The 20,936-nt window shown below is 66.3% G+C and carries 26 protein-coding genes; 17 read left to right on the top strand and 9 right to left on the bottom strand.

Annotated features, from left to right (window positions below):
- Positions 1-380 precede the first annotated feature (380 nt).
- Complete coding sequence (locus AC3CCI_RS15970; protein WP_488628758.1) at positions 381-797, top strand: DUF7882 family protein; 417 nt, start codon at positions 381-383, stop codon at positions 795-797.
- Positions 798-1,332: 535 nt separating this feature from the next.
- Positions 1,333-1,593: a hypothetical protein gene (locus AC3CCI_RS15965; RefSeq protein ID WP_488628757.1), complete on the top strand. Its 261-nt coding sequence runs from the start codon at positions 1,333-1,335 to the stop codon at positions 1,591-1,593.
- Between the two features lie 32 nt (positions 1,594-1,625).
- Here the strand turns inward: AC3CCI_RS15965 and AC3CCI_RS15960 are convergent, their stop codons facing one another.
- From AC3CCI_RS15960 to AC3CCI_RS15950, 3 genes are all read right to left on the bottom strand, one after another.
- Positions 1,626-1,964 (bottom strand): DUF2274 domain-containing protein, encoded by a 339-nt coding sequence (locus tag AC3CCI_RS15960; protein WP_488628756.1) that lies wholly within the window; start codon positions 1,962-1,964, stop codon positions 1,626-1,628.
- The gene (locus AC3CCI_RS15955; protein WP_488628755.1) at positions 1,961-2,578 is read right to left on the bottom strand and encodes a nucleotide-binding protein; all 618 of its coding nucleotides are present in this window, start codon (positions 2,576-2,578) and stop codon (positions 1,961-1,963) included. Before AC3CCI_RS15955 ends, AC3CCI_RS15960 begins: the two co-directional genes overlap by 4 nt.
- A 91-nt stretch (positions 2,579-2,669) precedes the next feature.
- The gene (locus AC3CCI_RS15950; protein ID WP_488628754.1) at positions 2,670-2,825 is read right to left on the bottom strand and encodes a hypothetical protein; all 156 of its coding nucleotides are present in this window, start codon (positions 2,823-2,825) and stop codon (positions 2,670-2,672) included.
- Positions 2,826-3,215: 390 nt separating this feature from the next.
- Between AC3CCI_RS15950 and AC3CCI_RS15945 the strand changes: the two genes are divergently transcribed.
- Entirely contained in the window at positions 3,216-3,416 is a 201-nt protein-coding gene (locus tag AC3CCI_RS15945) for a hypothetical protein (protein WP_488628753.1), read from the top strand.
- Between the two features lie 11 nt (positions 3,417-3,427).
- On the opposite strand, the gene AC3CCI_RS15940 is transcribed toward AC3CCI_RS15945, so the two are convergent.
- The 5 genes from AC3CCI_RS15940 to AC3CCI_RS15920 form a co-directional block, all read right to left on the bottom strand.
- A complete protein-coding gene (locus AC3CCI_RS15940) occupies positions 3,428-4,141 on the bottom strand; it encodes a hypothetical protein (protein ID WP_488628752.1) in 714 nt (237 codons plus the stop codon).
- Between the two features lie 462 nt (positions 4,142-4,603).
- Positions 4,604-4,843 carry a hypothetical protein gene (locus AC3CCI_RS15935; protein WP_488628751.1) on the bottom strand — a complete coding sequence of 80 codons (240 nt, stop codon included), beginning with the start codon at positions 4,841-4,843 and terminating at the stop codon, positions 4,604-4,606.
- Between the two features lie 70 nt (positions 4,844-4,913).
- Complete coding sequence (locus AC3CCI_RS15930) at positions 4,914-5,624, bottom strand: hypothetical protein (RefSeq protein ID WP_488628750.1); 711 nt, start codon at positions 5,622-5,624, stop codon at positions 4,914-4,916.
- A gap of 1 nt (position 5,625) precedes the next feature.
- The gene (locus tag AC3CCI_RS15925) at positions 5,626-6,360 is read right to left on the bottom strand and encodes a hypothetical protein (protein WP_488628749.1); all 735 of its coding nucleotides are present in this window, start codon (positions 6,358-6,360) and stop codon (positions 5,626-5,628) included.
- 119 nt (positions 6,361-6,479) lie between these two features.
- Positions 6,480-6,791 (bottom strand): ArsR/SmtB family transcription factor, encoded by a 312-nt coding sequence (locus tag AC3CCI_RS15920; RefSeq protein ID WP_488628748.1) that lies wholly within the window; start codon positions 6,789-6,791, stop codon positions 6,480-6,482.
- A gap of 103 nt (positions 6,792-6,894) precedes the next feature.
- On the opposite strand from AC3CCI_RS15920, the gene AC3CCI_RS15915 reads away from it, so the two are divergent.
- The 10 genes from AC3CCI_RS15915 to AC3CCI_RS15870 all read left to right on the top strand — a co-directional run bounded on the left by AC3CCI_RS15915 (position 6,895) and on the right by AC3CCI_RS15870 (position 17,774).
- Positions 6,895-8,163 carry a MinD/ParA family ATP-binding protein gene (locus AC3CCI_RS15915; protein WP_488628747.1) on the top strand — a complete coding sequence of 423 codons (1,269 nt, stop codon included), beginning with the start codon at positions 6,895-6,897 and terminating at the stop codon, positions 8,161-8,163.
- A gap of 3 nt (positions 8,164-8,166) precedes the next feature.
- The gene (locus tag AC3CCI_RS15910; protein WP_197980908.1) at positions 8,167-8,481 is read left to right on the top strand and encodes a hypothetical protein; all 315 of its coding nucleotides are present in this window, start codon (positions 8,167-8,169) and stop codon (positions 8,479-8,481) included.
- A gap of 31 nt (positions 8,482-8,512) precedes the next feature.
- Complete coding sequence (locus tag AC3CCI_RS15905) at positions 8,513-9,229, top strand: hypothetical protein (protein WP_488628746.1); 717 nt, start codon at positions 8,513-8,515, stop codon at positions 9,227-9,229.
- An 11-nt stretch (positions 9,230-9,240) separates the two neighbouring features.
- A complete protein-coding gene (locus AC3CCI_RS15900; protein WP_488628745.1) occupies positions 9,241-10,716 on the top strand; it encodes a hypothetical protein in 1,476 nt (491 codons plus the stop codon).
- Complete coding sequence (locus tag AC3CCI_RS15895) at positions 10,709-12,427, top strand: SCO6880 family protein (protein WP_488628744.1); 1,719 nt, start codon at positions 10,709-10,711, stop codon at positions 12,425-12,427. Before AC3CCI_RS15900 ends, AC3CCI_RS15895 begins: the two co-directional genes overlap by 8 nt.
- The gene (locus AC3CCI_RS15890) at positions 12,424-13,947 is read left to right on the top strand and encodes an ATP/GTP-binding protein (protein ID WP_488628743.1); all 1,524 of its coding nucleotides are present in this window, start codon (positions 12,424-12,426) and stop codon (positions 13,945-13,947) included. The genes AC3CCI_RS15895 and AC3CCI_RS15890 overlap by 4 nt, the downstream gene beginning before the upstream one ends.
- Before the next feature lie 28 nt (positions 13,948-13,975).
- Positions 13,976-15,043 (top strand): hypothetical protein, encoded by a 1,068-nt coding sequence (locus tag AC3CCI_RS15885; RefSeq protein ID WP_488628742.1) that lies wholly within the window; start codon positions 13,976-13,978, stop codon positions 15,041-15,043.
- Positions 15,043-15,378: a hypothetical protein gene (locus AC3CCI_RS15880; RefSeq protein WP_488628741.1), complete on the top strand. Its 336-nt coding sequence runs from the start codon at positions 15,043-15,045 to the stop codon at positions 15,376-15,378. Before AC3CCI_RS15885 ends, AC3CCI_RS15880 begins: the two co-directional genes overlap by 1 nt.
- A 133-nt stretch (positions 15,379-15,511) precedes the next feature.
- Positions 15,512-17,245, top strand: coding sequence for a type IV secretory system conjugative DNA transfer family protein (locus AC3CCI_RS15875; protein ID WP_488628740.1), 1,734 nt, complete (start codon positions 15,512-15,514; stop codon positions 17,243-17,245).
- Positions 17,238-17,774: a DUF4913 domain-containing protein gene (locus AC3CCI_RS15870; RefSeq protein ID WP_488628739.1), complete on the top strand. Its 537-nt coding sequence runs from the start codon at positions 17,238-17,240 to the stop codon at positions 17,772-17,774. The genes AC3CCI_RS15875 and AC3CCI_RS15870 overlap by 8 nt, the downstream gene beginning before the upstream one ends.
- A 9-nt stretch (positions 17,775-17,783) precedes the next feature.
- On the opposite strand, the gene AC3CCI_RS15865 is transcribed toward AC3CCI_RS15870, so the two are convergent.
- Entirely contained in the window at positions 17,784-18,335 is a 552-nt protein-coding gene (locus AC3CCI_RS15865; RefSeq protein WP_488628738.1) for a hypothetical protein, read from the bottom strand.
- A 93-nt stretch (positions 18,336-18,428) separates the two neighbouring features.
- On the opposite strand from AC3CCI_RS15865, the gene AC3CCI_RS15860 reads away from it, so the two are divergent.
- The 4 genes from AC3CCI_RS15860 (at position 18,429) to AC3CCI_RS15845 (ending at position 20,915) form a co-directional block, all read left to right on the top strand.
- The gene (locus AC3CCI_RS15860) at positions 18,429-18,989 is read left to right on the top strand and encodes a hypothetical protein (RefSeq protein WP_488628737.1); all 561 of its coding nucleotides are present in this window, start codon (positions 18,429-18,431) and stop codon (positions 18,987-18,989) included.
- 216 nt (positions 18,990-19,205) lie between these two features.
- Complete coding sequence (locus AC3CCI_RS15855) at positions 19,206-19,541, top strand: hypothetical protein (protein WP_488628736.1); 336 nt, start codon at positions 19,206-19,208, stop codon at positions 19,539-19,541.
- A complete protein-coding gene (locus AC3CCI_RS15850; RefSeq protein WP_488628735.1) occupies positions 19,538-20,299 on the top strand; it encodes a TIGR02391 family protein in 762 nt (253 codons plus the stop codon). Before AC3CCI_RS15855 ends, AC3CCI_RS15850 begins: the two co-directional genes overlap by 4 nt.
- A gap of 76 nt (positions 20,300-20,375) precedes the next feature.
- On the top strand, positions 20,376-20,915 hold the full coding sequence (locus AC3CCI_RS15845; RefSeq protein WP_488628734.1) for a hypothetical protein: 540 nt from the start codon (positions 20,376-20,378) through the stop codon (positions 20,913-20,915).
- The last annotated feature ends 21 nt before the right edge of the window (positions 20,916-20,936 follow it).

The raw sequence follows: 20,936 nt of genomic DNA, 5'->3' as shown, positions 1-20,936 counted from the left end.
GGCACTTCGCGGGGCGCAGACCTAGCAACTTCCCTTCCTTATGTCCAGATCTATTTCGTTAGGGGCTGCACCCACCAGCCTTACAGGACCCGAGAACGGTTCAGGTTCTCGAGGTGCGCAGCTCGCCCCCCTCCCCCGTGGGCGCGTACGGGCTGCTGGCGGCGGGGTCCTGTCGGGTCAGGACCCCGCCCCTTCTGTTCGGGCGATGTACTCTCAAAGCTCTGAGGAGAGCTAAGCGGACACATCACCGATGTGGTTTCGTCACCACAGGTGGCACCGCCAAAACGGCCGGCACAGTGCGCAGTGACATCCGCACACCATTCACAGCCCAAACTCTGCTGCCAGCACCGTTTGGCTTCCCCTTATCGGAGCGCCCTCTCATGGGATACATCGTCTACGACGGCGACGTCCTCGAATTCAAGGTCGAAGACCGCCTCCTCGCCCACCTTCAAATCGTCATCATCAATAAGTTCCGCCAGAACGAATCCTTCATGTTCTCTTGGAAAGAACCCATCGAAACCGGTGACGGCCGCTCCACCGTCTGGTTCTCCCCTCACATCAGCTTGCGATTCAAATTCGCCGGCAGCCGAACCGTGGACATCAACCCCACCTGGCTTGCCGCCCTCTACGCCAGCGCTTCCTCCGGCCGTGGCCTTTACCCAGAACCGGAACCCACCCAGGACCCCAAAACTCACCTCCCCGGCACCACCGGAAACCAAGTCGACTGGGCCAATGACCGTGCAGAAACGGCAAAGACCCGAGCCGCACGACCTTCAGCAAGCTTCAAAACCACCTGACGGAACCGCCAGATCAAATGGGTCTCGACACCAGAAACTAGGGTGCTTATCCTTTCTTCTGTTTGGGGTGGTTCCCCAGCACGGACCAGCAGCAAATACCGCTACCTGATCCGAGGCGACGAGTGTGGTTTCACGACGTGCCCATACCTGAACCTGGGCACGCAGTCCCTCCCTCAGCCTGACCGTGAAAGACCCTGGACCGCGAACGCGGGACAGGAAGAGGGCCGGAAAGCAACGACGCTTTCTGGCCCTTTCCCCGTCCGCCCTCACGACATATTCTGACAATGTCGGCTGAGCGGTCATCACCCGGACCCCGCCGGCTGGACGCCCTGCCGCACCTCTCGCATCCCGGCAGGGCGTCCCCAACCAGGATCGCTCACGGGACGATCGACAGCCGCGACCACTCCCCCAGATCTCCGGGCGACAGGCCGTCCCCGGCAGCCACCGATTCGGCCGTGACACTCCCCCGGGACGACGCCTGATCTCACAGCCGTATTCCAAGAACGAGGGCCGGTGAGGCCATACTGTGCTGGCCATGACCTCGCTGGCCGAAGGTGCCCATATCCACCGCGACGTGCCGGTCAATTCATCTGGCGGAGGCGGTGCATGGCTGTTGACTCTCGCACCAGAAACCGGCGAATCCACCACTGTCATCCTGCTGACCCGCGATCGCCACCACGACCCCGTCCCAGAAGCAGACAAGCGCCTGAGAGACGAGGGTTACCGGGCCGTCGCGTGGTACTCGAGCGGCGCAGAGCGCTGGGCTACGGACCTTGAGGCAATAGACGGCCAGTAGCGTAAGTCCGTATTTACTGAACTACGGACGGTCTAATCATCGAGTTGAGCGCGAACGCGGCGGGCTATGGCTCCCTGCAGCTCGTCGTTTTCCAGCAGCTCTGCAACGAGGGCGCGAGTGACGTGCACGTGCGCGACGCGGACGCGGCCCTGAGCCTCTGCTAGGCCTGCGGCGTAGTCGATGAGGCCTCGATAGACCTGGGGCGACAGGTCGGCGGTGATGCGTACGGGCTTGGCTCGAATGACGTTCGGCCGGGGTGCTGGCGTCGCCTCGGCGGCGGGCGCTCCGGGCTGGTTCTGCTCGGGCGTCGTCGACGCGCCTCTCTGCGTCGCGCGGGCGGCTCGTGCTCGCAGCTCTTCCGCTTTGCTCATCGTCCTGCTCCCAGGGTCTCGATCTCGTCGGCGGCGTCGGCGTACTTGCCGAGGTCGGTGACCGGGCCACCGAAGGCCTGGGCGATGGGCTCTCTCCGAGGAATGGTCGTCGACAGGACCGTGTGTCCCTCGTCGGTCATCAGCTCGCGGAACATTGGCGTGCTGTTGGCGTTGGTGACGGTGCGGTTCATCAGCACGGCCGCGACAAGTGGCGTCGCGCGCAGCGGCTCCACGTCGTCGATCGCGGCCCACACCTCGGGCAGACGCTCGTACTCGCCCATGGTGGGGGCCATGGACACGATCGCGACGTCGGCGATGCGAAGAGCTGAGGACACGATGCCGGCCTGGTCCTCGAGCGGGGGCGTATCGATGATGACGATGTCGGTCGAGGCCGACACGATCCCGGCGAGACGCTTATGGAGATCCTTCACCGGGAGCGCAAGCGTCGGGATGCTCCACTCCCCCTGCTCGCTCCATCGAAGGGCTGAGCCTTGCGGGTCGGCGTCGACGACCACGACACTGCGACCCTTAGCGGCGAAGGCATGAGCGAGGTACGCACTCGTCGTCGTCTTGCCGGAACCACCCTTGAAGTTGGTGACGGTGATTATCCTCATAAAACGAGTATATACGGATTTGCGCGTTTCAGTAAATCCGTACTCACGCTTCTACGGATTTACGCGCTTACATACCCGCGTACCTACGGAGCTACGGCCCGGCGCAACGCCAGCGAGCGGTCGGCTCCGCCTCGCGGTACCAGCGCGGCAGCAGGAACTGCGGCAGCCAGAACGCGAACACGATGCCGAGCACGCAGGCGGCGAGGCCGACCCCAGCCCACGCGAGATCGAACCGCCAATGCAGCACGGTGTGGAGTTCGACCAGCTGCGCCAGGCCCCGGTGTAGGAGAGCAGCCCGAGCACGAGCAGCAGGGCCTCGATGACGAGGCGACGATCCTGCCGCGACCGGCCCGGAGTGAACCTCCGCGTCCGTAACTCCGTATCCGCGTAATTACGGAGAGCAACGAGTCAAGTCTTTGGTCGGATTCGTGGGCAAGGGGGAGCGGAGCGCACCCGCGGCGGCCCGCCTGTGGCTTCACGCTCTGCCGTCCCGTGCGAAGCTCGAATGACGACCCGGTACCAGCTCAGGTGGGACGACTCTCGTACTGCTCGCATGCGCCGCGAGGACGCCGGGGATCTCCGACCGCTGGCCTGGTTGCGGTTGTCGTACGCAGGCGCTAGCCACGAGGTCAGCCGAGTGGACGTGTACACGCATGCCGAGCAGCTGCGGGGTCGGCTGTGGCGGGGGATTGTCGATTCGGTCGGAGCTGCGGTCGCGTTCTGCGAGGCTCATGAGGTCGAGCTGGCGGCCGCGGCCGCCGGTGAGGACCTTCTTGACGGTGTGACCCGAGCACCGGTGCATCCGTGGGCGTTGGCCACGATCGTCGACGGCATTTGAGACATCACAACTCACGGCCGAAGGCCGTACCAGCGGGCGTGGAGGGCTGCGAGCTTCATCCTGACGACCAGGTACGCCTCGGGGTCGTTGACGTCGCCGGCGTTCTTGGGGGTCTGGCCCATGCTCTCGTCGATCGCTTGCCAGATGGCGATGAGATCGCCGTAGGAGAACCGGTCGACGTCGAAGCCGGATCGGTGCACGATGCGCTGCACGCGGAGCGTGGAGAGGTCGTCGGGCAGCCACGGGAGGCTGCTCACGAGTCGGGCGGCGAGGCGTTGCAGGGGGAGTGATCGAGGTTGGTCGGCCCCGGGGACGAATTTCGCCTGCTTTTGTCGTTGCTGTGCCCGCGGAGCGGGCTCCGAGTGCGGCTTGCCGCGCTTTGGAGAGTTGTTAAGTGAGTGGGTTGTCGGGTTAAACCGTGAAGCGGTAGCTAGGTGCTCATTTAGAGCAGAATCCTTGACTTCGGGCATCGTGAGGGCACGGACGGATGCGGCGCGTAGCTGCTGCCCGCCGTGTCGGGCGGTGGCTGCGAGGCGTTCCACGCGGGTGAGGTAGCGGCCGGGCTCGACGGTCACCAGGCAGCCCAGGGCCTCCATGAGGGCTCGGGCTCGGCGGGCGGTGATCTTGCTCATGCCGACCATGCGGGCGAGGGTGTCGTGCGACGTGGTGATGCCTCGGCCGTCTCGGGCGCCGGCCATGGATGCTTCGGCTTCCGCGAACTTCATGAACGTGCTCAGCCGAATGGAGACGCGGCGACGGTGGGAGTCCCCGGCAGGTGACATGACGACGGCCAAGAGCCGGTTAAGCCATGCGCGGCGCGAGGTCGGCAAGCAGAGGCCCCTGTAGGCGCTGTCTGGCACCGGCAGCGGGTACGAGCCGCCGGGACGGGAGAAGGCCTGTGAGGGTCGCGCCGGGCGTCGCCGGCCGACGTGGTGGGACCGCTCGGGATGTGCCGGGCGCTCTGGGGACACAGAGCGCTCGGACACGCCGGAGACACGGGGATGCGCAGGCGCAGAAACGGGAGTTATGATGAGTCCGTTCTCACTTGGTCGCCCAAGTGGGTACGTCAAAGGCCCGGCCCTGAGAAGCCGGTTCTTTACCTAGGAGCTCGTACCCTGACTGTCGCCAAACAAGAGCAGGTTCGAGCTAAGAGCTTTAGGCCCTCGCGAAAGCGGGGGCCTTTCTCGTTAAGCCGTGTTGATGGGCAGCTCCTCGCTACGGTCTTTCTGGGGCAGCCATGAGGGGATGCCCTGATCGGTCAGCTCGTTGTCGAGCATCCGCAGGATTAGCAGCTCGATCAGTTCGGAGCTGCCAATATCGGCCAGGTCTGCCACCGCGTCGAAACGGTCTTTTGTGGATCCGGAGACCAAGTAGCCGAGCTGCTTGGGGTCCAGGACCTCGCCTCGTCGGCGGCGTCTAGTGGCCATGCGCCACAGTTAACCGTAAGCCTCAACTTAAGTGGCGACTGTGGCGGCGTGTCGCGCGACGAACCTGCCGCTAGTTGTACTGGCGGCGGGCTGCGCGCTGGCGGCCGAGGCGGGCGAAGAACGCCGTGGCGAGGCCGAGGGCGACGAAGATCGCGGCCACGCCGCTGACGACCTGGCCGACGTAGTACGTCGCCGGCAGAAGCAATGTCATGAGTCCGAGCACGAAGCGCACGCCGGCCAGAACGAAGCCGACGAATAGGAAGCGCGATGTCGCTTTGGTCGCTCCCTGTGAGGAGCTGAGGCCCTTGCGGACGTGGGGGAGGAGCAGTGCAGCGATGTAGGCCGGGTAGGCCGTTGCGAGGGTGGAGTAGAGCCGGACGAGCGGGCTCGAGAGGTTGTCTGCGAGGTCGGGGGCTGAGCTGGTGGTGTGCACAACGGCGAAGATGACGACTTCCGCGACGAAGACGCCGAGGAAGACGAGGACGCCGGGCAGGCCTGAGATGCGGCGCTGCGTCTCCGGGGCCCTCCATGCCCGGGCGACCTGTGTCCCGGCGAGGAGCAGGCCGGTGAACAGGGCGAGTTTGGCCACCAGGTCGAGCAAGTTCGGGATGGGGGAGAAGCGGTCTAGGGCGGCGTAGACGTCCGGGGTGATGAGGGCGAAGGCGAGCACGACCGCGGCAGCCGACGAGGCGATGAGCATGTTCCTGCCGTGGATTGCGCCGGGAAGGCGGGTCAGGGCCAAGGCGGCGAGGACTACGGCGATGAGGTATCCGGTCAGCATGTCAGCCCAGCGTTTCTTCGATTCGTCGCGCCTCAGCGCTATCTGCGGCAAGGCGTCGGGCCCCGCGTTGCGCGGCCGTGAGGCGCGCCTGAACGAGGTCGTTCAGGGCAACGTCTGACAGGTGTGTGACCGCGTGGGAGCGGGCACCGTCCGGCCAGCCGGCCTCTTGAAGCGTAATCACCCCGCCTACAGCGAGCCCGCTCGTCAAGGAAGTGTTGGCGATGCGGGCGGCCTCGACGAGGTGGCGGGGTCGCATCTTGTTGGCGGTGATCTGAGCCGAGAGGTTGGGGGGAGCGATCCCGAGGCGTTCCGCGAGGTCACGGCGAATGTGGCCGGGGTCTACGGCGTCGATCCACGTTCTGAGCCCGTCCGGCTGGGGCGGGTCCTCCCAGGTGTGCACCGCAGCGATCGCGTCGCCGTATGCGGTGTTCCGGCGGCGCAGCAGCTCGATTGATGCGTCCGTGAGTGTGACCTGGGACAGGATCTCGACCGGTAGCGGTGGGCGCATTTCCCGGTGCAGCTCGTCGTACTCGTCGAAGCTCGACAAGGCGACGACGGGCTCGACTCCGACCGCGCGCGCGGCGGCGATGACGACCGCCTCACGGACGCGGCCGCGGAGGAGCTGCGCCTGCACGGTCGTGCGATTGACGCCGATCGCGCGTGCGAGGGGGAGGGCTCCGGAGGGGAGGTCGACAGTGCTCGCCCACTGCTTGAAAGCGGCGGCCGCTACGGACACGGGCGCTCCTTTCCTGGGACTCACGGACGGGGTACGGAGCAGTCGTCCCTTGGGGGGACTAGTGCACAGTGTGAATCAACTGTCGTAGGAATTATGTATTGTTGGCACCCGGACGGGGGTCAAGTCAAGTGCTTATTCAGGGTGTCTCTGAGGTCGTGGATTGCTTCGCGATCCGCGGACCAGTAGATGATCGGGCCGCGGCCGCGGGGGTGAGTGGCGCGTCGTTCGTGGATCATGCCGGCCTCGGTGAGGGCGGCTAGGTGGTATCCCACGGCGCTCCGTGTGAGGTCCAGCGCCTCCATGACGTCCTTCGCCGTGACGTCGCCGCCGTCCATGACGACACGGAGCGTCCGCAGTCGAGCGGGCGTGGCTGCGATGGTCGCGCACGCCTCGTCGAGGCGCGCTGCGTCGGCAGCGGAAAGGGCGGACACACCCTTAGTTTACGGGCGAAGACTTGCTAAGCTTTAAGATATAACAAGCCTTCGCAAACAACCGGCGGACGGTCGGGACAAGCAGTCGAGATGGGAGAACAAGATGAGCGATCCGAACCAGAGCGGTGACGTGTTCGGCGCAGCCTCACGCGCTAGCGACTACATCGAGGAGGACACGGTGGGCGTGGAGCGCCTGAGCCGGCGTTGCACTCCGGTGGACGAGGCCACTAGCCTCCGACCGATTCCGCCCATGCCGGCGTCGCCGGCACAATCCGAGGAAGCCGTCGAGCCGGCCCCGTCGCTGGCGGTCGTGTCGGAGGTTCCCGAGGACGTCAAGGCCCCCGAGGAGTCGCCGGCTGCGCGCCGTCCTCTGGACCGTGAGGCGTCTGCGTCCGTGCTGTTCGGTGGCGCTGCACCCGTGGCCCCCGCCGCGGCCACGGGGAAGGCCACCAAGGGATTCCGTGGGGCCCTGGCGAGCATTGGCCTGCCGGTCAAGCCGAGCGCCGCTGAGGCGGCCGAGCTGGCTGCGGCGAACGAGAAGGAGCTGCGGCACTCCCAGAACGAGACGGTCATTCGTCAGGCCACGTGGACGCGTGCCGTATCGATCCTCGTCAACAACCCCAAGGGCGGCACGGGTAAGACCCCAACGTCGCTGCTGCTCGGTGGTGTCATTGCCTCAATCCGTGGAGGATCGACGGCGATCGTCGAGTTCTCCGACGATCCTGGCGCGCTGAACTACCGCGCCGAGGGCAGCCCTCGCCTCGGTCTCGGTGAACTGGTCCGGGACGTGTCCGGCATCAAGACCGCCGGCCAGCTCCACGGCTACACCGCCCCTCAGACGTCCTTCGCGAACGTCATCGCCTCCACCGGACGACGCGATCGCCTCAACGGTGATGCTGTGGTGGCCGTGTCGAACGTGATCGACGAGTTCTACGGCATCCGCGTCATGGACACCGGCAACCAGCCGACGTCCTCCGCGTTCCGCGGTGCGGTGTCGGTGGCCGACGTCCTCGTGATCCCGGTCCTGAACGCGGGCGACTCCGTGCTCGAAGCGATCCAGCTCCTCGACGAGCTGCGCGACGCGGGCGGGCAGCCGGCCGAGCTGGCAGACCGTGCGATCGCCGTTCGCCTGACGGACGGACGCCCCGAGAGCGAGTCGGTGCGCGAGGAGGTCACGCGCCTGCTGCGCGACGCCGGGGTGCGGTCGTTGCACGAGATTCCCTACGACGAGCACATTGCCGCCCGCGGGCAGCTCACGCTCGGCTCCCTGAACCCTGCGACTCGAGACGCGTTCGCGTCGGCGGCCGCGGCCGTGGTTCGCACTTTGCAGGAGGCCGTCGCCCCTGCCTCTACCAACAACCGGAAGGCCTGACCCATGCACGACCTGTTCCTCGCCGCGGCGATTTCGAACCCTCTCGACGGCCTCCTGCCGGACTTCTCGTTCGGCGGTGCCGAGTTCACGCAGCTCTGGCAGAAGCTCGTCGCTGCGGTCTGGGCCCTCGGCATCATCGTGGCGATCGTCTACCTCATCACCGGACTGGTCGCTATGGCCGGTGCATCCAACGACATGAACCCCAACCCCCAGGCGCACGCCCAGGGACGGGCGAAGGCCCTCGGCGCGTTCGTCGCTCTGGTTGCCCTCGCCGCGCTGGCGGTCATCGTCGGCGTGACCCTCTCGTTCGCGAGCTGACCCACTCAGAAGGAGACACACCATGCCGCGCATGTACTCATCCACCGGCCGGTCCCTTTGGCCCCTGGTCATCGGGGCCGCCGCTGCGGTCATTGTCATCGGCGGGGGAGTCGTGTTCGCCACGACCCTCGACGGCGAGCCGACCGCCGCGCCGACGTCGAGCGCGCCGGCTGCGTCTGTGACTCCCAGCCCAACGTCGACCGGCTCCTCCGGTGCCGGCGACGACGAGGACGCCGCGCCGCCCACGGGGTGCCTCGGCGGTCAGGACCGCAACGCCGCAATGGTGCTCGCAGCTCAGGAGGCTGCGAGCCATTCGTCGTACGGGGCCGTTGAGGTCGCCACGGCGTTCTACCGGTTCATCTGGCAGTCGCCCGTGCCGTCCGGCTCGGACGTGCAGACCGTAGAAGGCAGCATCTTCTCCTCGTCCGCACCGACCTCGTTCTCGGACCTAGCCGCCACTTACGAGCAGTATCCGAACCTCAGCCAGGGGGACGTCGCGGATGGGACTCCGTTCCACCTGTCGACAACCAACGGCCTGTGGATGGTCGACCCGAATTCGACCGCCGATCGGGTCACGGTCAATATTGCCGCCGGCTACGTCGTCGACGGCGCGCTGAGCCCCACCAAGTCGACGGCTCAGGGCTTTGTTTTGCAGTGGGAGGACGGCGCGTGGCACGTCGTCGAAGGCGTGCAGCCGGACGGTGAAACGCTCGCCAATGGGGGCGTTCGGTACACGGGTGGTTGCTGATGAGCGGGCCGGTGATCCTCGCGGCTGCGGGCGGGGACGATGAAAAGTGCAGCAATTGGGCGAGCTGCGCGATTGACACGGGTAAGGACCTCGTTGGCGACGCGGTGAACGGCACCAAGGACGCGATCAGCACCGCGCAGAGCATCGGTGACTTCTGGTCCGACCCGGCCGGGAACACCTACAAAGCACTCAGGGACGCGGCCAAGGGCCTCTCCGACAGCGTTCTGCCGGCCCTGACCCACGCGACCCTGCCCGACCTCACGGCGGACTGGTTCATCAGCGCCTACCGAATCTCCTTCGGCCTGGCGATCTTCGTGTTCGTCATCGTCCTCATTCCTCAGTTCATCGACACGGCCAGGGGCCGGCAGTCGGGGCAGGAACTCGTCGAGACGCTGACCCTCTATGGGCCCGCGTTCATCATCGGAGCGATGTTCGGACCAGCGGTCGGAGCGTTCCTCGTCAAGTTCTTCGGGGCCCTGTCGGACTCGCTCATCAAGACGATGTTGTCGACCACGACAAACAGCATCGTCGACCAGTTCTCAACGATGATCGGGGACGACGACGGCTCCGGGATCGTCGGCGGCGCAGTCATCGGCGCGATCTTGATGTTCTTCATGATCCTGGCGCTGCTGCTCGCGCTGCTCGTCCTCGTCGTGCAGCTCATCACCCTCTACTTCTCCGGCGTGCTGTTCCCGCTCGGCTGGGTGTGGATCGTCGACAAGAAGAAGCGCTCGTTTGGATCAAAGATCCCAATGGTGTGGCTCGGCATCCTCGCCGCCCACCCGCTGCTGTTCTTCCTGCTCGGCGTAACGTTCTCGTTCGTCGGGTCCAACATCGACGTGTTCTCCGGCCAAGCCGACCTCCAAAAGACGGTCAGCCTCGTCGTCTCGATGCTCGCGCTGTTCATCGCCGGGCTGTCACCGCTGCTGCTGTTCAAGTTCGCGCCGATCTTGCCTATGGGCGGGGCCGCGGCCGCGGGCGGACCGAGCATCGGTGCGAACTCTCCTCAGGAGGCCGACAAACGCTACAGCGCCCCTCAGGGCGACGGTGGAGGCTCCGGGCAGGGCTCGGGTACGCCGTCGACGACGGCCACTGAGGAGCCTGCGTCGACCGGTGGTGGCGGCGGTGGCGCTGGCAAGGCTGCCGGCGGCGGCGGTGCCGACGAGGCGGCGGGCTCGTCGATCAAGGAAGCCGCCGCGGCCGGCGGCAAGGCATCCACGGGTGCTGAGGCCGGCGCTGGCGCGAGTGCCGGCGGTGCAGCGGCCGGCGGCGGTGCAGCGGCCGCCGAGGGCGGCGCTATGGCCGCCGGCGCCGCGGAGTCCTCGACGGGCGTCGGTGCCGCTATCGGCATCCCGACGATGATCGCCGCCGGGGCGAAGGCCGGCATGGACAAGGCCAACAGTGCGGCGACGGGCGCGGCCGACATGGCTGCGGCCCCCGTCGATGACCACCAGGAACAGTACGGAAAGGACTCGACCCATGAGTGACGTTCAGGAGCAGAGGACGCACCTTCGCTGGGTCGGCGGCGAGTCAGGGCACCGGTCGTTCTTCGGTGGCACGCACTCGAAGTCGCGGATCATCGGTATCGCGATCTTCGTCATTGGCGGCATGGTCGGGATGATCCTCGGCGGCGGCATCCCCCTGCTGATCGCGGCGCTCGTCGGGGTGGGCCTGACGATGCTCGTCACGCAACGGACGCACAACGGAACCATCCAGGAGCGACGTCGGAAGCGCTCGCGCTGGGCAGCCCGCAAGCGGCTCGGCACGAACGTGTTCGTGCCCTACAACGTCGCCGGGTGGGACCAGATTCAGTCGGCAGCGTCAGGCGCCGACAAGGCCGAGCGCCGCGCGGCCGAGGTCGCCTCTCGCCAGATGCGGGCCAACCCGGACGGCTCGGACGGCATGGGCTGGTTGCAGTACGGGTCGAACATGCCCGGTATCGCCTGGCACGCCCCCGTGGGTGAGCAGCCCTACCTCTCGGTCGCCTTCTCGGTGTCCGGGCAGCTCCGCGGCATGGAGACGGCCGGGGCCCTGAACCGGGCCGCGACGTCGTGGGGGAAGTTCCTAGCCCACCGTGCCGCGCCGGTGTCGCTGATCCGCGACGTGCAGACGCTCACGCGCGTTCTGCCGCCGGACACCGCCAAGCACGACATTTGGTACAACTCCAAGCGCGAGGCCCGGCCCGTCGGGGCCGACGACTCGTCACTGGCGCTCTGGGACGCGCAGCAGCTCTCCTACGCGGAAGTGCGTCGACGCGCGGCCGCGGACGCGATGGTGCAACGGCACTTCGTCGTGCTGTCGTGGCCGCTGTCGCCGCTGTTCGTCGAGTCGGCCGCGAAGTACGGGCCCGGCCGCGACGGCTGGCGTGCGCTCATGGCCGAGCAGATCGAGGCATCCCTGCACGGACTCCGGGAGGCGCGCATGGGGCAGGTGAACTACCTGACGGCCCGCCAGACGGCGGCCGTCATCATGCACCAGCAGAACCCGTCGATCCCGATCGACCTCCGCTCCGCAAAGCACATCACGCCCCTGTCGGTGGGCATCGGGGCGCACGACGAGTATTCGGCGCACGTCGTCGACGGCGGGTACGACCCGACCGTCCTCGCAGACGGTGACGCAATCGAGGCGGCTCCGGCCGTCACCTGGTGGCACCGCACTGCGGCTATCCACGGCGAGGACCTGGCCTCGGCCGGGCGGTCGCCGTTGTGGACGCTGGACCTCATGATCGGCCGCGAGCTGGGCTTCATCCGCTCCGTCTCGTTCCACATGCACCTGGTGCCGGCAGCTCAGGCGAAGGCAGCAGCACGGCAGGACGTCGTGCGCGACGCCGCCGGCCTCTACGCCCAGAAGAAGAAGGGCGTCATCGTCTCGGACGAGTCCGAAGGCCTCCTCAGCGCCGCCGAGCGTCGACGTCGTGACCTCGCCGCCGGCAGCCACCACCACGGCGTCTCGTGGATCGGGTACGTGACCATCACGGCCCCGACCCGCGAGGACCTGGCTCAGGCGTCCCGCCGGTTGGAAAGCGTCTGCGACACCGGGCTCGGTGTCGACCGGCTCGACTGGCAGGACTCGTTTCAGGGCGCTGCGTCAGGGACGACGTGGCCGATCGGCCGCGGCCTCCGCCCCGACAACACCACGACGGCCACGCGGCTGATGAACACCCTCGCTGGGCGAGGCGACAAGGAGGCGCTGTCATGACCGACACCAAGAACCCGGCCCCGCACGGCAAGCGCGCGGCGTCTAAAGCGCCCTGGTACGCCAACGTGCCCGGGTTGAAGATGTTCGTTCCGCCCGAGGTTCGACAGGACCTCGTGACGGGTGAGGAGGGCCAGTCGGCCGAGGCGCTACGTCGCCCGGTGGACGTATCGCCGTTCGAGCTGCCCGGCAGGCAGCTCCGCACGTCGGTGGGCGCTGCGACCCGCGGGTGGTACTCGCCGCGGCTCACGGGCTCCCCGTCGACGACGAAGCAAGCCGAGATTTTGAACTCGGCCGTCATCGGCAACCCGACCGGGGACGAGGGGATCGTGAACGGCCGCGACAACCTGTCGCAGTCGATGATTTCCTACGACGCCCCGACCGCGTACAACGCGGAGCCGCGGCAGATTTCCTCCCCGAACGTGATCGTGCTCGGCACGGTCGGGTACGGGAAGTCGTCACTGACCAAGACGTGCGGTGTCGCCCGCCCCCTCGGGCTGGCCAACCGGCGCGCTGTCGTGTTCGACAAGAAGGACGAGGGCGGCGCGGGCGAGTACACGCCTATGGCCCACAACCTCGGTTCGGAGCCGCTGCACTTTGACCCGGCCGGCGGCGGTATTCGGCTGAACCTGCTGGACCCGCTAATCATGCGCGGCTCGGGGTTGCAGGGGCAGATGGAACTCATCAACGCCGTGGCGCGCATCGCCCGGAACGACGTCGCGGCGACCGAGTGGGAGGAGAAGGCGACCCGGTTCGCCCTCCGCCGCATGTTCGAGGAGCACGGCGACGACAAGCGTGCCCTGACGACGACGGACCTCATGCCGTGGCTCGGCCAGGTGCCGGACGACGAGGGACTGACGGGCCCCTCCGGTGAGCGTTTCCACCAGGCGGGCCTCTCGATCCGATTCGGGCTCGAGAACCTCCTGGAGACGTACGCGGGCGTGTTCGACGGCGAGACGTCGAAGGCGGTCGACCTCGGAAGCAAGCTGACGGTGTTCGACGTCTCCCAGCTCCCCGACGCCGGGCCCGCGGTCCCCACCGTCATGGCGGTGGGGCACCAGTGGCTCCTCGGCCGTCTGCGCCGCGAGCGTGGATTCATCACGAACGTGGTCTACGAGGAGGGCTGGCACATGATCGGTGGGCCCTCGGCCCGCCTGGTCAAGTCGAACCAGAAGCTCTCCCGGTCCCTCGGTATCTCGAACTGGTTCGTGATGCACAAGGGCACCGACATTCCCCGGGAGTCCGAGGGCTACACGGTCATCCAGGAGGCGCAGACGATCTACGCCTACCGCCAGGACCGCCCCGAGGACGCGGCGTGGGTGCAGGAGACGTTCGGGCTCGCGCCCGACACCACCGATCTGCTGATGAACCTGAACCCCGGGCACTGCATCTTCAAGTACGGCTCGAACCCCGAGACGCACATGCAGCACCTCCGCTCCGACTGGGAGGCAGCAGTCACCAACACCGACGAGGGCATGGCCGGCAGCGGCGCGAAGCAGGCCGTCGTCGAGGTCGAGGCGTAGCCGGGGCTCGGTCATGAAAAAGGGACTGATGATCGCACTGGCGGCCTGCCTGGTCGTCGTGTTCGTCGGGATCGCCCTCGTCACTGGGGGCGGTTCCCAGAACGGCGCGTGCGCGGCCACGGCCGCGAACGCGACCGCCGCGGCAGCTCACGATGAGGTCGACGGGTACTCCGGCGACCAGCTCGTGAACGCCGCGGCGATCATGAACGCCGGGGCCGCCCTCGGCGTCGACGTGAAGGGGCAGACGATCGCCGTCATGACGGCGATGGGCGAGTCCACGCTGACGAACATCGAGTACGGCGACAAGGCCGGCCCCGACTCCCGCGGGCTGTTCCAGCAGCGCGACACCTGGGGCACCCTCGCGGAGCGGATGAACCCGACCCAGGCGGCGACGTTCTTCTACCAGCGGCTCTTGAAGGTGCCGAACTGGCAGACGATGACGCCCTCAGCGGCCGCTCACGCCGTGCAGATCAACGCCGACCCGAACCACTACACGAAGTACTTCAACTCGGCCACAGCCGTCGTGACGGCTCTCGCGGGTGGTTCCGCTGCCTGCGCCGCTGGGGTGTCCGGTGATGCTCAGGCCCTCGCGAAGAACCTCGTGGACCTGACCAACCAAGGCAAGATCGCGTGGCTCTCGCCGTCGCACTTCCCCGAGGTGCAGGCGATCGCGGACGGCAAACCCAAAGAGAACTGCAACGTCGATACGCGCATCCTGCAAGTCATCACGATTGCGACCAAAACGTTCCAGTCCATCGGGATCTCCGATATTAACCGGCTGTGCTCGGGGCAGCGGCCTGGTGCCGGCAACCTGTCGGCGCACGTCGTGAACGGCGGCGGCCACGCCGTCGACTTCTACGCGTTCGACGGCACACCGACCACGGGAGCGGACGCGAACGCGATCAAGCTGCTGCGGGCCCTCGGGCCCGTCATGCCGGACGGCTCCGGCACCGGTCAGGTCGAGTGCCGGGCTAGCGCCGGCAGCTCCATCGACTTGCCAATGGCGCAGTTCGCGGACTCCTGCAACCACGTCCACGTGCAGGTCGACCCGAAAGGCAATCAGCCTATGAAGCTCACCAGCGGCGAGAGCAACTGATGGTCGAGGCAGAGGCCTCGAGCCCGGTGTCGATCGCGAATCTCGCGCGCGACCAGTGGACCGTGCAGAGCGTCGGTCGGCCGGCCGTCGTGACGGCCGGCCTCTGGCTCGACGAGGCGATCGCGGAGCACCGCGAGGAGTTGGCCGCGGAGGGCGTCAGCGGGCCACTGACGCTGCGCTACCAGCTCGACGGCCGAGACGTCGACGGAGAGATTCGTCGCGTCCGGGCGTCGTCGAGGAGCTGCACGAGCACTACCGCCGCATCAAGTCGGCCGACACCCTGGCCCGACCCGAGCGGTACGCGCTGCTCGAACGGCTCTCGGCGGCCCGGGTGATGCCCTCTGAAATGGCCCTCATGGTCGGCGTCGACGTGCGGCTCGCAGAGCGGTTCGCCGGGGACGACGAGGAGGCCCGGATCGCCCGGACCCTCCTGCACAGCATGACCAGCGACCACAGAGGAGTCGACGCATGAACCTCAACACCATTCGCACCAACGCCCTGACAGGTGGCCTCCTCGTGCTGATCGTCGGCGGCACGGTCCTGGGTATCCACGTCGGTGCCGGCATCGCCGGGACCGGTGACGCCTACTCGTGGAACCCGATCAAGCTCGCGATGGGCTTCGTGAGGGGCGACGCATGGCCCGGCACAGCCGCGACGATCGCCGTCGTGGCCTTCATCGTGGCGGCGCTGGCGCTGTTCACGTGGTTCCTCATGGCTCAGGCCAAGCACGGCGCGAAGAAGCGCAGCGGGGCCTCGATCAAGCTCATGAGCGCGAACCCGTCGAACGCGATTCTTCGACAGGCCGCCCGGGCCAAGGAGGCCCGCCGGCTGCACCCGAAGGCCGAGAACATCGGACCCGGCCAGAAAGTCGCCCGCATCGTAGGCACGACGAAGTGGGTCTACCAGGGGTGGGAGGAGACGGGTGTCTACCTGTTCGGCACTCGGCGCGGCAAGACGTCTGGCGTCGTCGTCAGGCACGTGGTCGAGGCCCCCGGGGCCGCGATCATGACCTCCAACAAGGTTGACGGGGTGCGCGAGGCGATCCGTGGCCGTCGCGGCCGCGGTGAGACGTACGTGTTCGACCCGAACCGCATCTACCGTCACGAGGACGGCCCCGACTTCGTTTTCAACCCGCTCGACTACGTGAAAAGCGCCGAGGACGCGCGCGAGCTTGCGGAGATTTTCGAGGCCTCGACCCGGAAGGAAGGCGACCGGGGCGGCGATCCTCAGTTCGACGAGCCCGGCCGCGACATGCTCGCGTACTTCCTCCTCGCCGCGGCGCTCGACGAGCTGCCGCTGTCGCGCGTCTACCGGTGGCTCACCACTCAGGACGCGGACGTTGTGATCGGCATCCTGAACGCGAACGGCAAGAAGGGGCCGGCGACGGCCCTCGTCGGCATGGAGAACTGGGCCGACAAGACCCGGCAGAGCGTCTACGCGACCGCGCAGCGCATGGCGGGGGCGCTCGCCTACGACGAGCTGCTGGAATGGACCTCGGCCGAGGGCGTGCGCAGATTCGACGTCGACGCGTTCGTGCAGTCCGAGGACCTGCTGATCCTGCTGTCCAAGGACGGCGTGGGATCAGCCGGCGCGATCCTGACATCCCTCGTGCGAGCGATCTGCAAGACCGGGGAACGTCTCGCGCAGCGCTCCGGCGGCCGCCTGCCGGTCCCGCTGGTGATCGAGCTGGACGAGTGCGCCAACATCGTGCGGTGGCCGGCGCTGCCGTCTGTCTACTCGTTCTACGGGTCGCTCGGCATGCCGATCAACACGTACTTCCAGTCAAAGGACCAGGCCGTCGAGGCGTTCGGTCAGAACGGCTGGGGCGCGATCTGGGGCGCGGCCGTCACCCGCGTCTTCGGCGGCGGCGCGATGGACGACCAGTTCCTCAAGGGCCTATCGAACCTCATCGGTGAGCGCGAGGAAACCACCTACGGCGGATCAACTCAGGACAGCGGGGCCTACTCGACGTCGACCAGCACCCGCCGGGTGCCGATCTTGAACGTCGACGACCTCGCGAATCTGCCGCTGTGGCGCACGGTCATGTTCAACTCGAACACCCGGCCGGTGATCCTCGACTCCGTGCCGTGGTTCAAGGACAAGAAGCTAAAAGCGCTGATCGAGGGCGACGGGCCGGCCACGGCCGGCGCCGCCCCCGTCGCGATCGCCACCAGCTCCAAGGAGGCGACAGCTCGTGGCTGACGTCGATGAGCCCGACGTCGACCCGGGCAGCGGAGAGGCCGTCGCCCCCGGCGGGGGCGACGGCCTCGACGAGCTGACCGACGAGGAGCGCGACGCGCTCAACGACGCCGACGTGACCGCGTACGACCGGGCCCCCGAGGATGAGCCCGACGGCGACGAGGAGGAGTTCGACCTGTTTCCGGCGTTTCTGGAATGGGTCGAGGAGCACCTGTCGGTCGTCGAGTACACGCACTCCGACAAGAGCACCGCGGCGTGGTGCCCGGAGTGGTGGAAGCACCCCGAGGCCGTCGAGCGGCTGTGGGCGTGCTTCGAGGCTCGACAGCAAGCGACGATCGACTCGGGGGCGCACGCGGATTCTCTGTCGAATTGGTGGCTGACGCACTGGGACCGGCACGCGGCGATCCTGTTCGACGCCAGCGCCGGCCCCTTCCGCAAGTGCGATCGGAACCTTGGCCACCTGCACGACTCGGACGGCTCCGCGCCACAGCGGGTGCCGTACTACCCGCCGCCTGAGGACTGGCGGCGCTAGCGCTTGCAGCTACTCCTCATCGAGGCGCTGCACGCTCCAGTAACGCCCTTTGTAGACGGAGTACCGATGCCCGCGCTGCGTCTCGAAAATCACCGGCCGGTTGCCACTGCCCGCAGCTACAGGTCGACCCGCGTAGGTGATCGCCTCGATCGGCATGGGGTACTTGTCTTGCAAGCGCTTTACGTGGTCCTTGAACTCGTCGTAGACCGCCGAGTTGAGTGCCGCTGGCGACTGCTTGCCCTGCGGAGGTTTGGAATAAGTTTCGAGCTGCTCGCGCAGTTCGTCGCTCTGCTTTACGAGACGGTCGGTGTCCCCCGAAGTGATCAAGTAGATAGCGAGTGCAAGGAGCAGCGCCCAGACCGTCGCAGATAGCCCCACCACGTCGAACAGCCTCAAGTCATCCGTGACTAAGAGCAGAAAACCAGCGACGAGGGCAGTCATACCCGCTGTAATGGCAATGACCCGAATGGGGTGAGCCGCGAAGAAGGCCCTGGCTTTTCCCCACAGGAGCTGTTTCGCTTCTAGCTCCTCAGTCGGTTCGACCATCTGATCTGATGTCACACCCGCAATGTAGCGAACGAACGCCCCGCAAAGATACGTGGGGCGTTTCTGCTTCTTAACGGCTACTGCTCACGCGCTCATTACCCTGGCCACATGGACGACGCAGCTCTGACTCTCCTTGGCATTGCTATCGGTGCTGCGGCAACTCTCGTCGTCGGGTTCGGAGGGGCGATCGTGTCAAACCTGCCTGCATGGACTTTGGAAAGTCGACAGTCAAAAAAGGAGGCCCGAGACGAGGTACGGCGGCTGCTATCAGAAATGGTGGCACTAGCTACGGACTACGTGATTCGGGTGGGAAGTCGGAGCGTCACCGAAAACGCCGGGCCAATGCTGCGGCTCCTAGCGCTTCGATCTCAGCTGAAGTTCGTCATTCCTGCAAAAGACAGGGCTCTCGCCCCATTCCTCGAACCGACCATCGCGCTCCTCATCAAGCAAGGACCATCCATGACCGAGGAGATTCGCCGGCAGGTCCTCGTAGCGATTACGGACGTCCTGCCGAGATGGTTCATCGGGACTATCCCGAAAAAGGACATAGCCGTTTTGACGGATACGTTTGCCCAGATACTGGCCCTTCTTAAAGAGGAAGATGCTGCCGCAAAGGATGCCGGCGGCGGCATCCCAGTGGCTGCCGAAGAAGGTGACGGGACGACTTAGGACAGGACCTGTTGTGTTCGTCGGCGATCACCTCGACGCCCTTTGGCGCGAAGGCTGGCCCCCTCCGCAAGTGCGACCGAAACCTCGGCCACCTCCACAAGCCGGACGAGAGAGCCAAGCAACGTGTGCCCTATTACCGCCCCCAGCACGACTGACGACGCTAGGGAGGCATGGCTGGGACCTCCACGCCGGCAAACAATCCGGCAGGATGAGCGCATGTCACGTAAGGCGAAAAAGACGGGTGGCGACCCACGAAAACGAAACCAAGGCCAGTCGCCTTTCTCCGGCGGTGCAGAAGGTCTGAACTCGTTCGAGATGAACCAGGCCTTTGCGCGACAGGCCAGAAAAAACTGCTCTGAATGTGGCTCGGTACGCATTCGATGGACAAGCGCCGGTGCCTTGGCAATGCAGGACGGACCGAAACAAGCCGTCGACGCGGCCAAAGAGATAGTGCCTGTCTTCGGAGCCGACGCAGAAGCTTGGTGGTGTGAAGACTGCACTGGGGCTGGGTTCTTCGAGCAGGAACTGCATGTCGAAGGCTTCGACCAATGAATACAGCCGACGCCATACAACTCATCGACGCAACCATCGAGACGGCTGCCAGCGACGGTCCTGCCATCGCCAACAGTGAGTCCCGTCACCTCGGGTGGAGCGAGCAGGCTCGAAGCCTCCTTGTCGGCACGCTCGGATCAACTCACCGACTTGTGCGCGTGTGGGATGTGGAGAGCCATATCCGACGTGAGAGCTACGTCATCGACGGCACCAATGGGCGTCGAACTCGTTCTTCCTGGCGAAGTGATGCTCTGAGACGCGGTGTCGAAATACTCGAGGCCGCCAAGTTCGCCATCGCCTCCGTCCCCACGGAGGGAGAGGCAATCGGCGCGGCAACGGTCGACGTGGAGCTGTGGGAACACGTGGGTGGGCTCGTGACGGATGGCGCATGGGACAAAGTGCCCGCGAGTACGGCGATCTTCGTCGAGGACAGCATTCGCCGCTGGGCGGGGGACCCGAAGGGAAGGGACGGCGGGGCGCGCGTTGGCAAAGACCTATACGCGAACGTCTTCGCACCAGATGGACCCCTCCGTCTTGGTACGCAAGCGAGCGAGTGGGAGGGCTGGCGAGCGATCGCGATGGGCCTCGCCCAAGCGATCGGAAATGTCGACCGTCACCGCATTCAGCGGCGATCCGACCAGCGCCAGTACGCCATGGGCGTACTCGGCCTGGGAAGTCTGCTCCTGACGCAAGTGCGGCGCGAGCACCCCGACCAAATCGTTAGTCCCAAGCTTGATCCGAGGACAGAAGGCGGGTAGTAGCCAAGCTCTACGGCCAGCACGACGGCCGCTAGCCAATTGGCGCAACCAGGCCGATCTGAGCTAGACCGGCAGCATGACGCCCAGCCCAAGCCCCGTCCTCATCCAGCTTGTCGGGCAGAACGCGACACCTGTCTGGCTGACTCCCGTCCTCACGGGAGTCTTCGTGCTCGCCGCCGCCGTCATTGCTGGCCTTCTCGGCTTCCGCTCGCTGCGAGAAAGCGATCGCAGAAAAATTGCAAGAGAAGCCGACGCCCAGTGGAACTCAGAGCTGAAAGCCTCGTACATCGCCCTACGCGAGGAGGTCCTGAAAGTGGCTCGGGCTCTAGCGTCCACGCAGCGTGTGAATGACGACGGACACGAACTACTCGAAACTCTCGAGGCAGCCATGATCGCGTCGAGTGAACAGGTCAGCCTTTTCGAGCTAATCGCTTCGCCAAAAGTCATCGACGAAGCGCGTGGGGTGAGCCTGCACCTCTCGAACGTGTGGCAACGGACCTTTGTCTCAACTATGCAGGACGACGTTGACCTGAGATGGACGGCCCAGGAGGCTATGTCTATTGACGGCCGCCTCGACGGGCTGCGTGACACCCTCCGCGAGTCACTTCGGGGCTAACCCGATCCCAACAACGGCCAG

This window comes from Frigoribacterium sp. CF331 (assembly GCF_057787905.1).
This window is presented reverse-complemented; position numbering and strand designations above follow the sequence as displayed.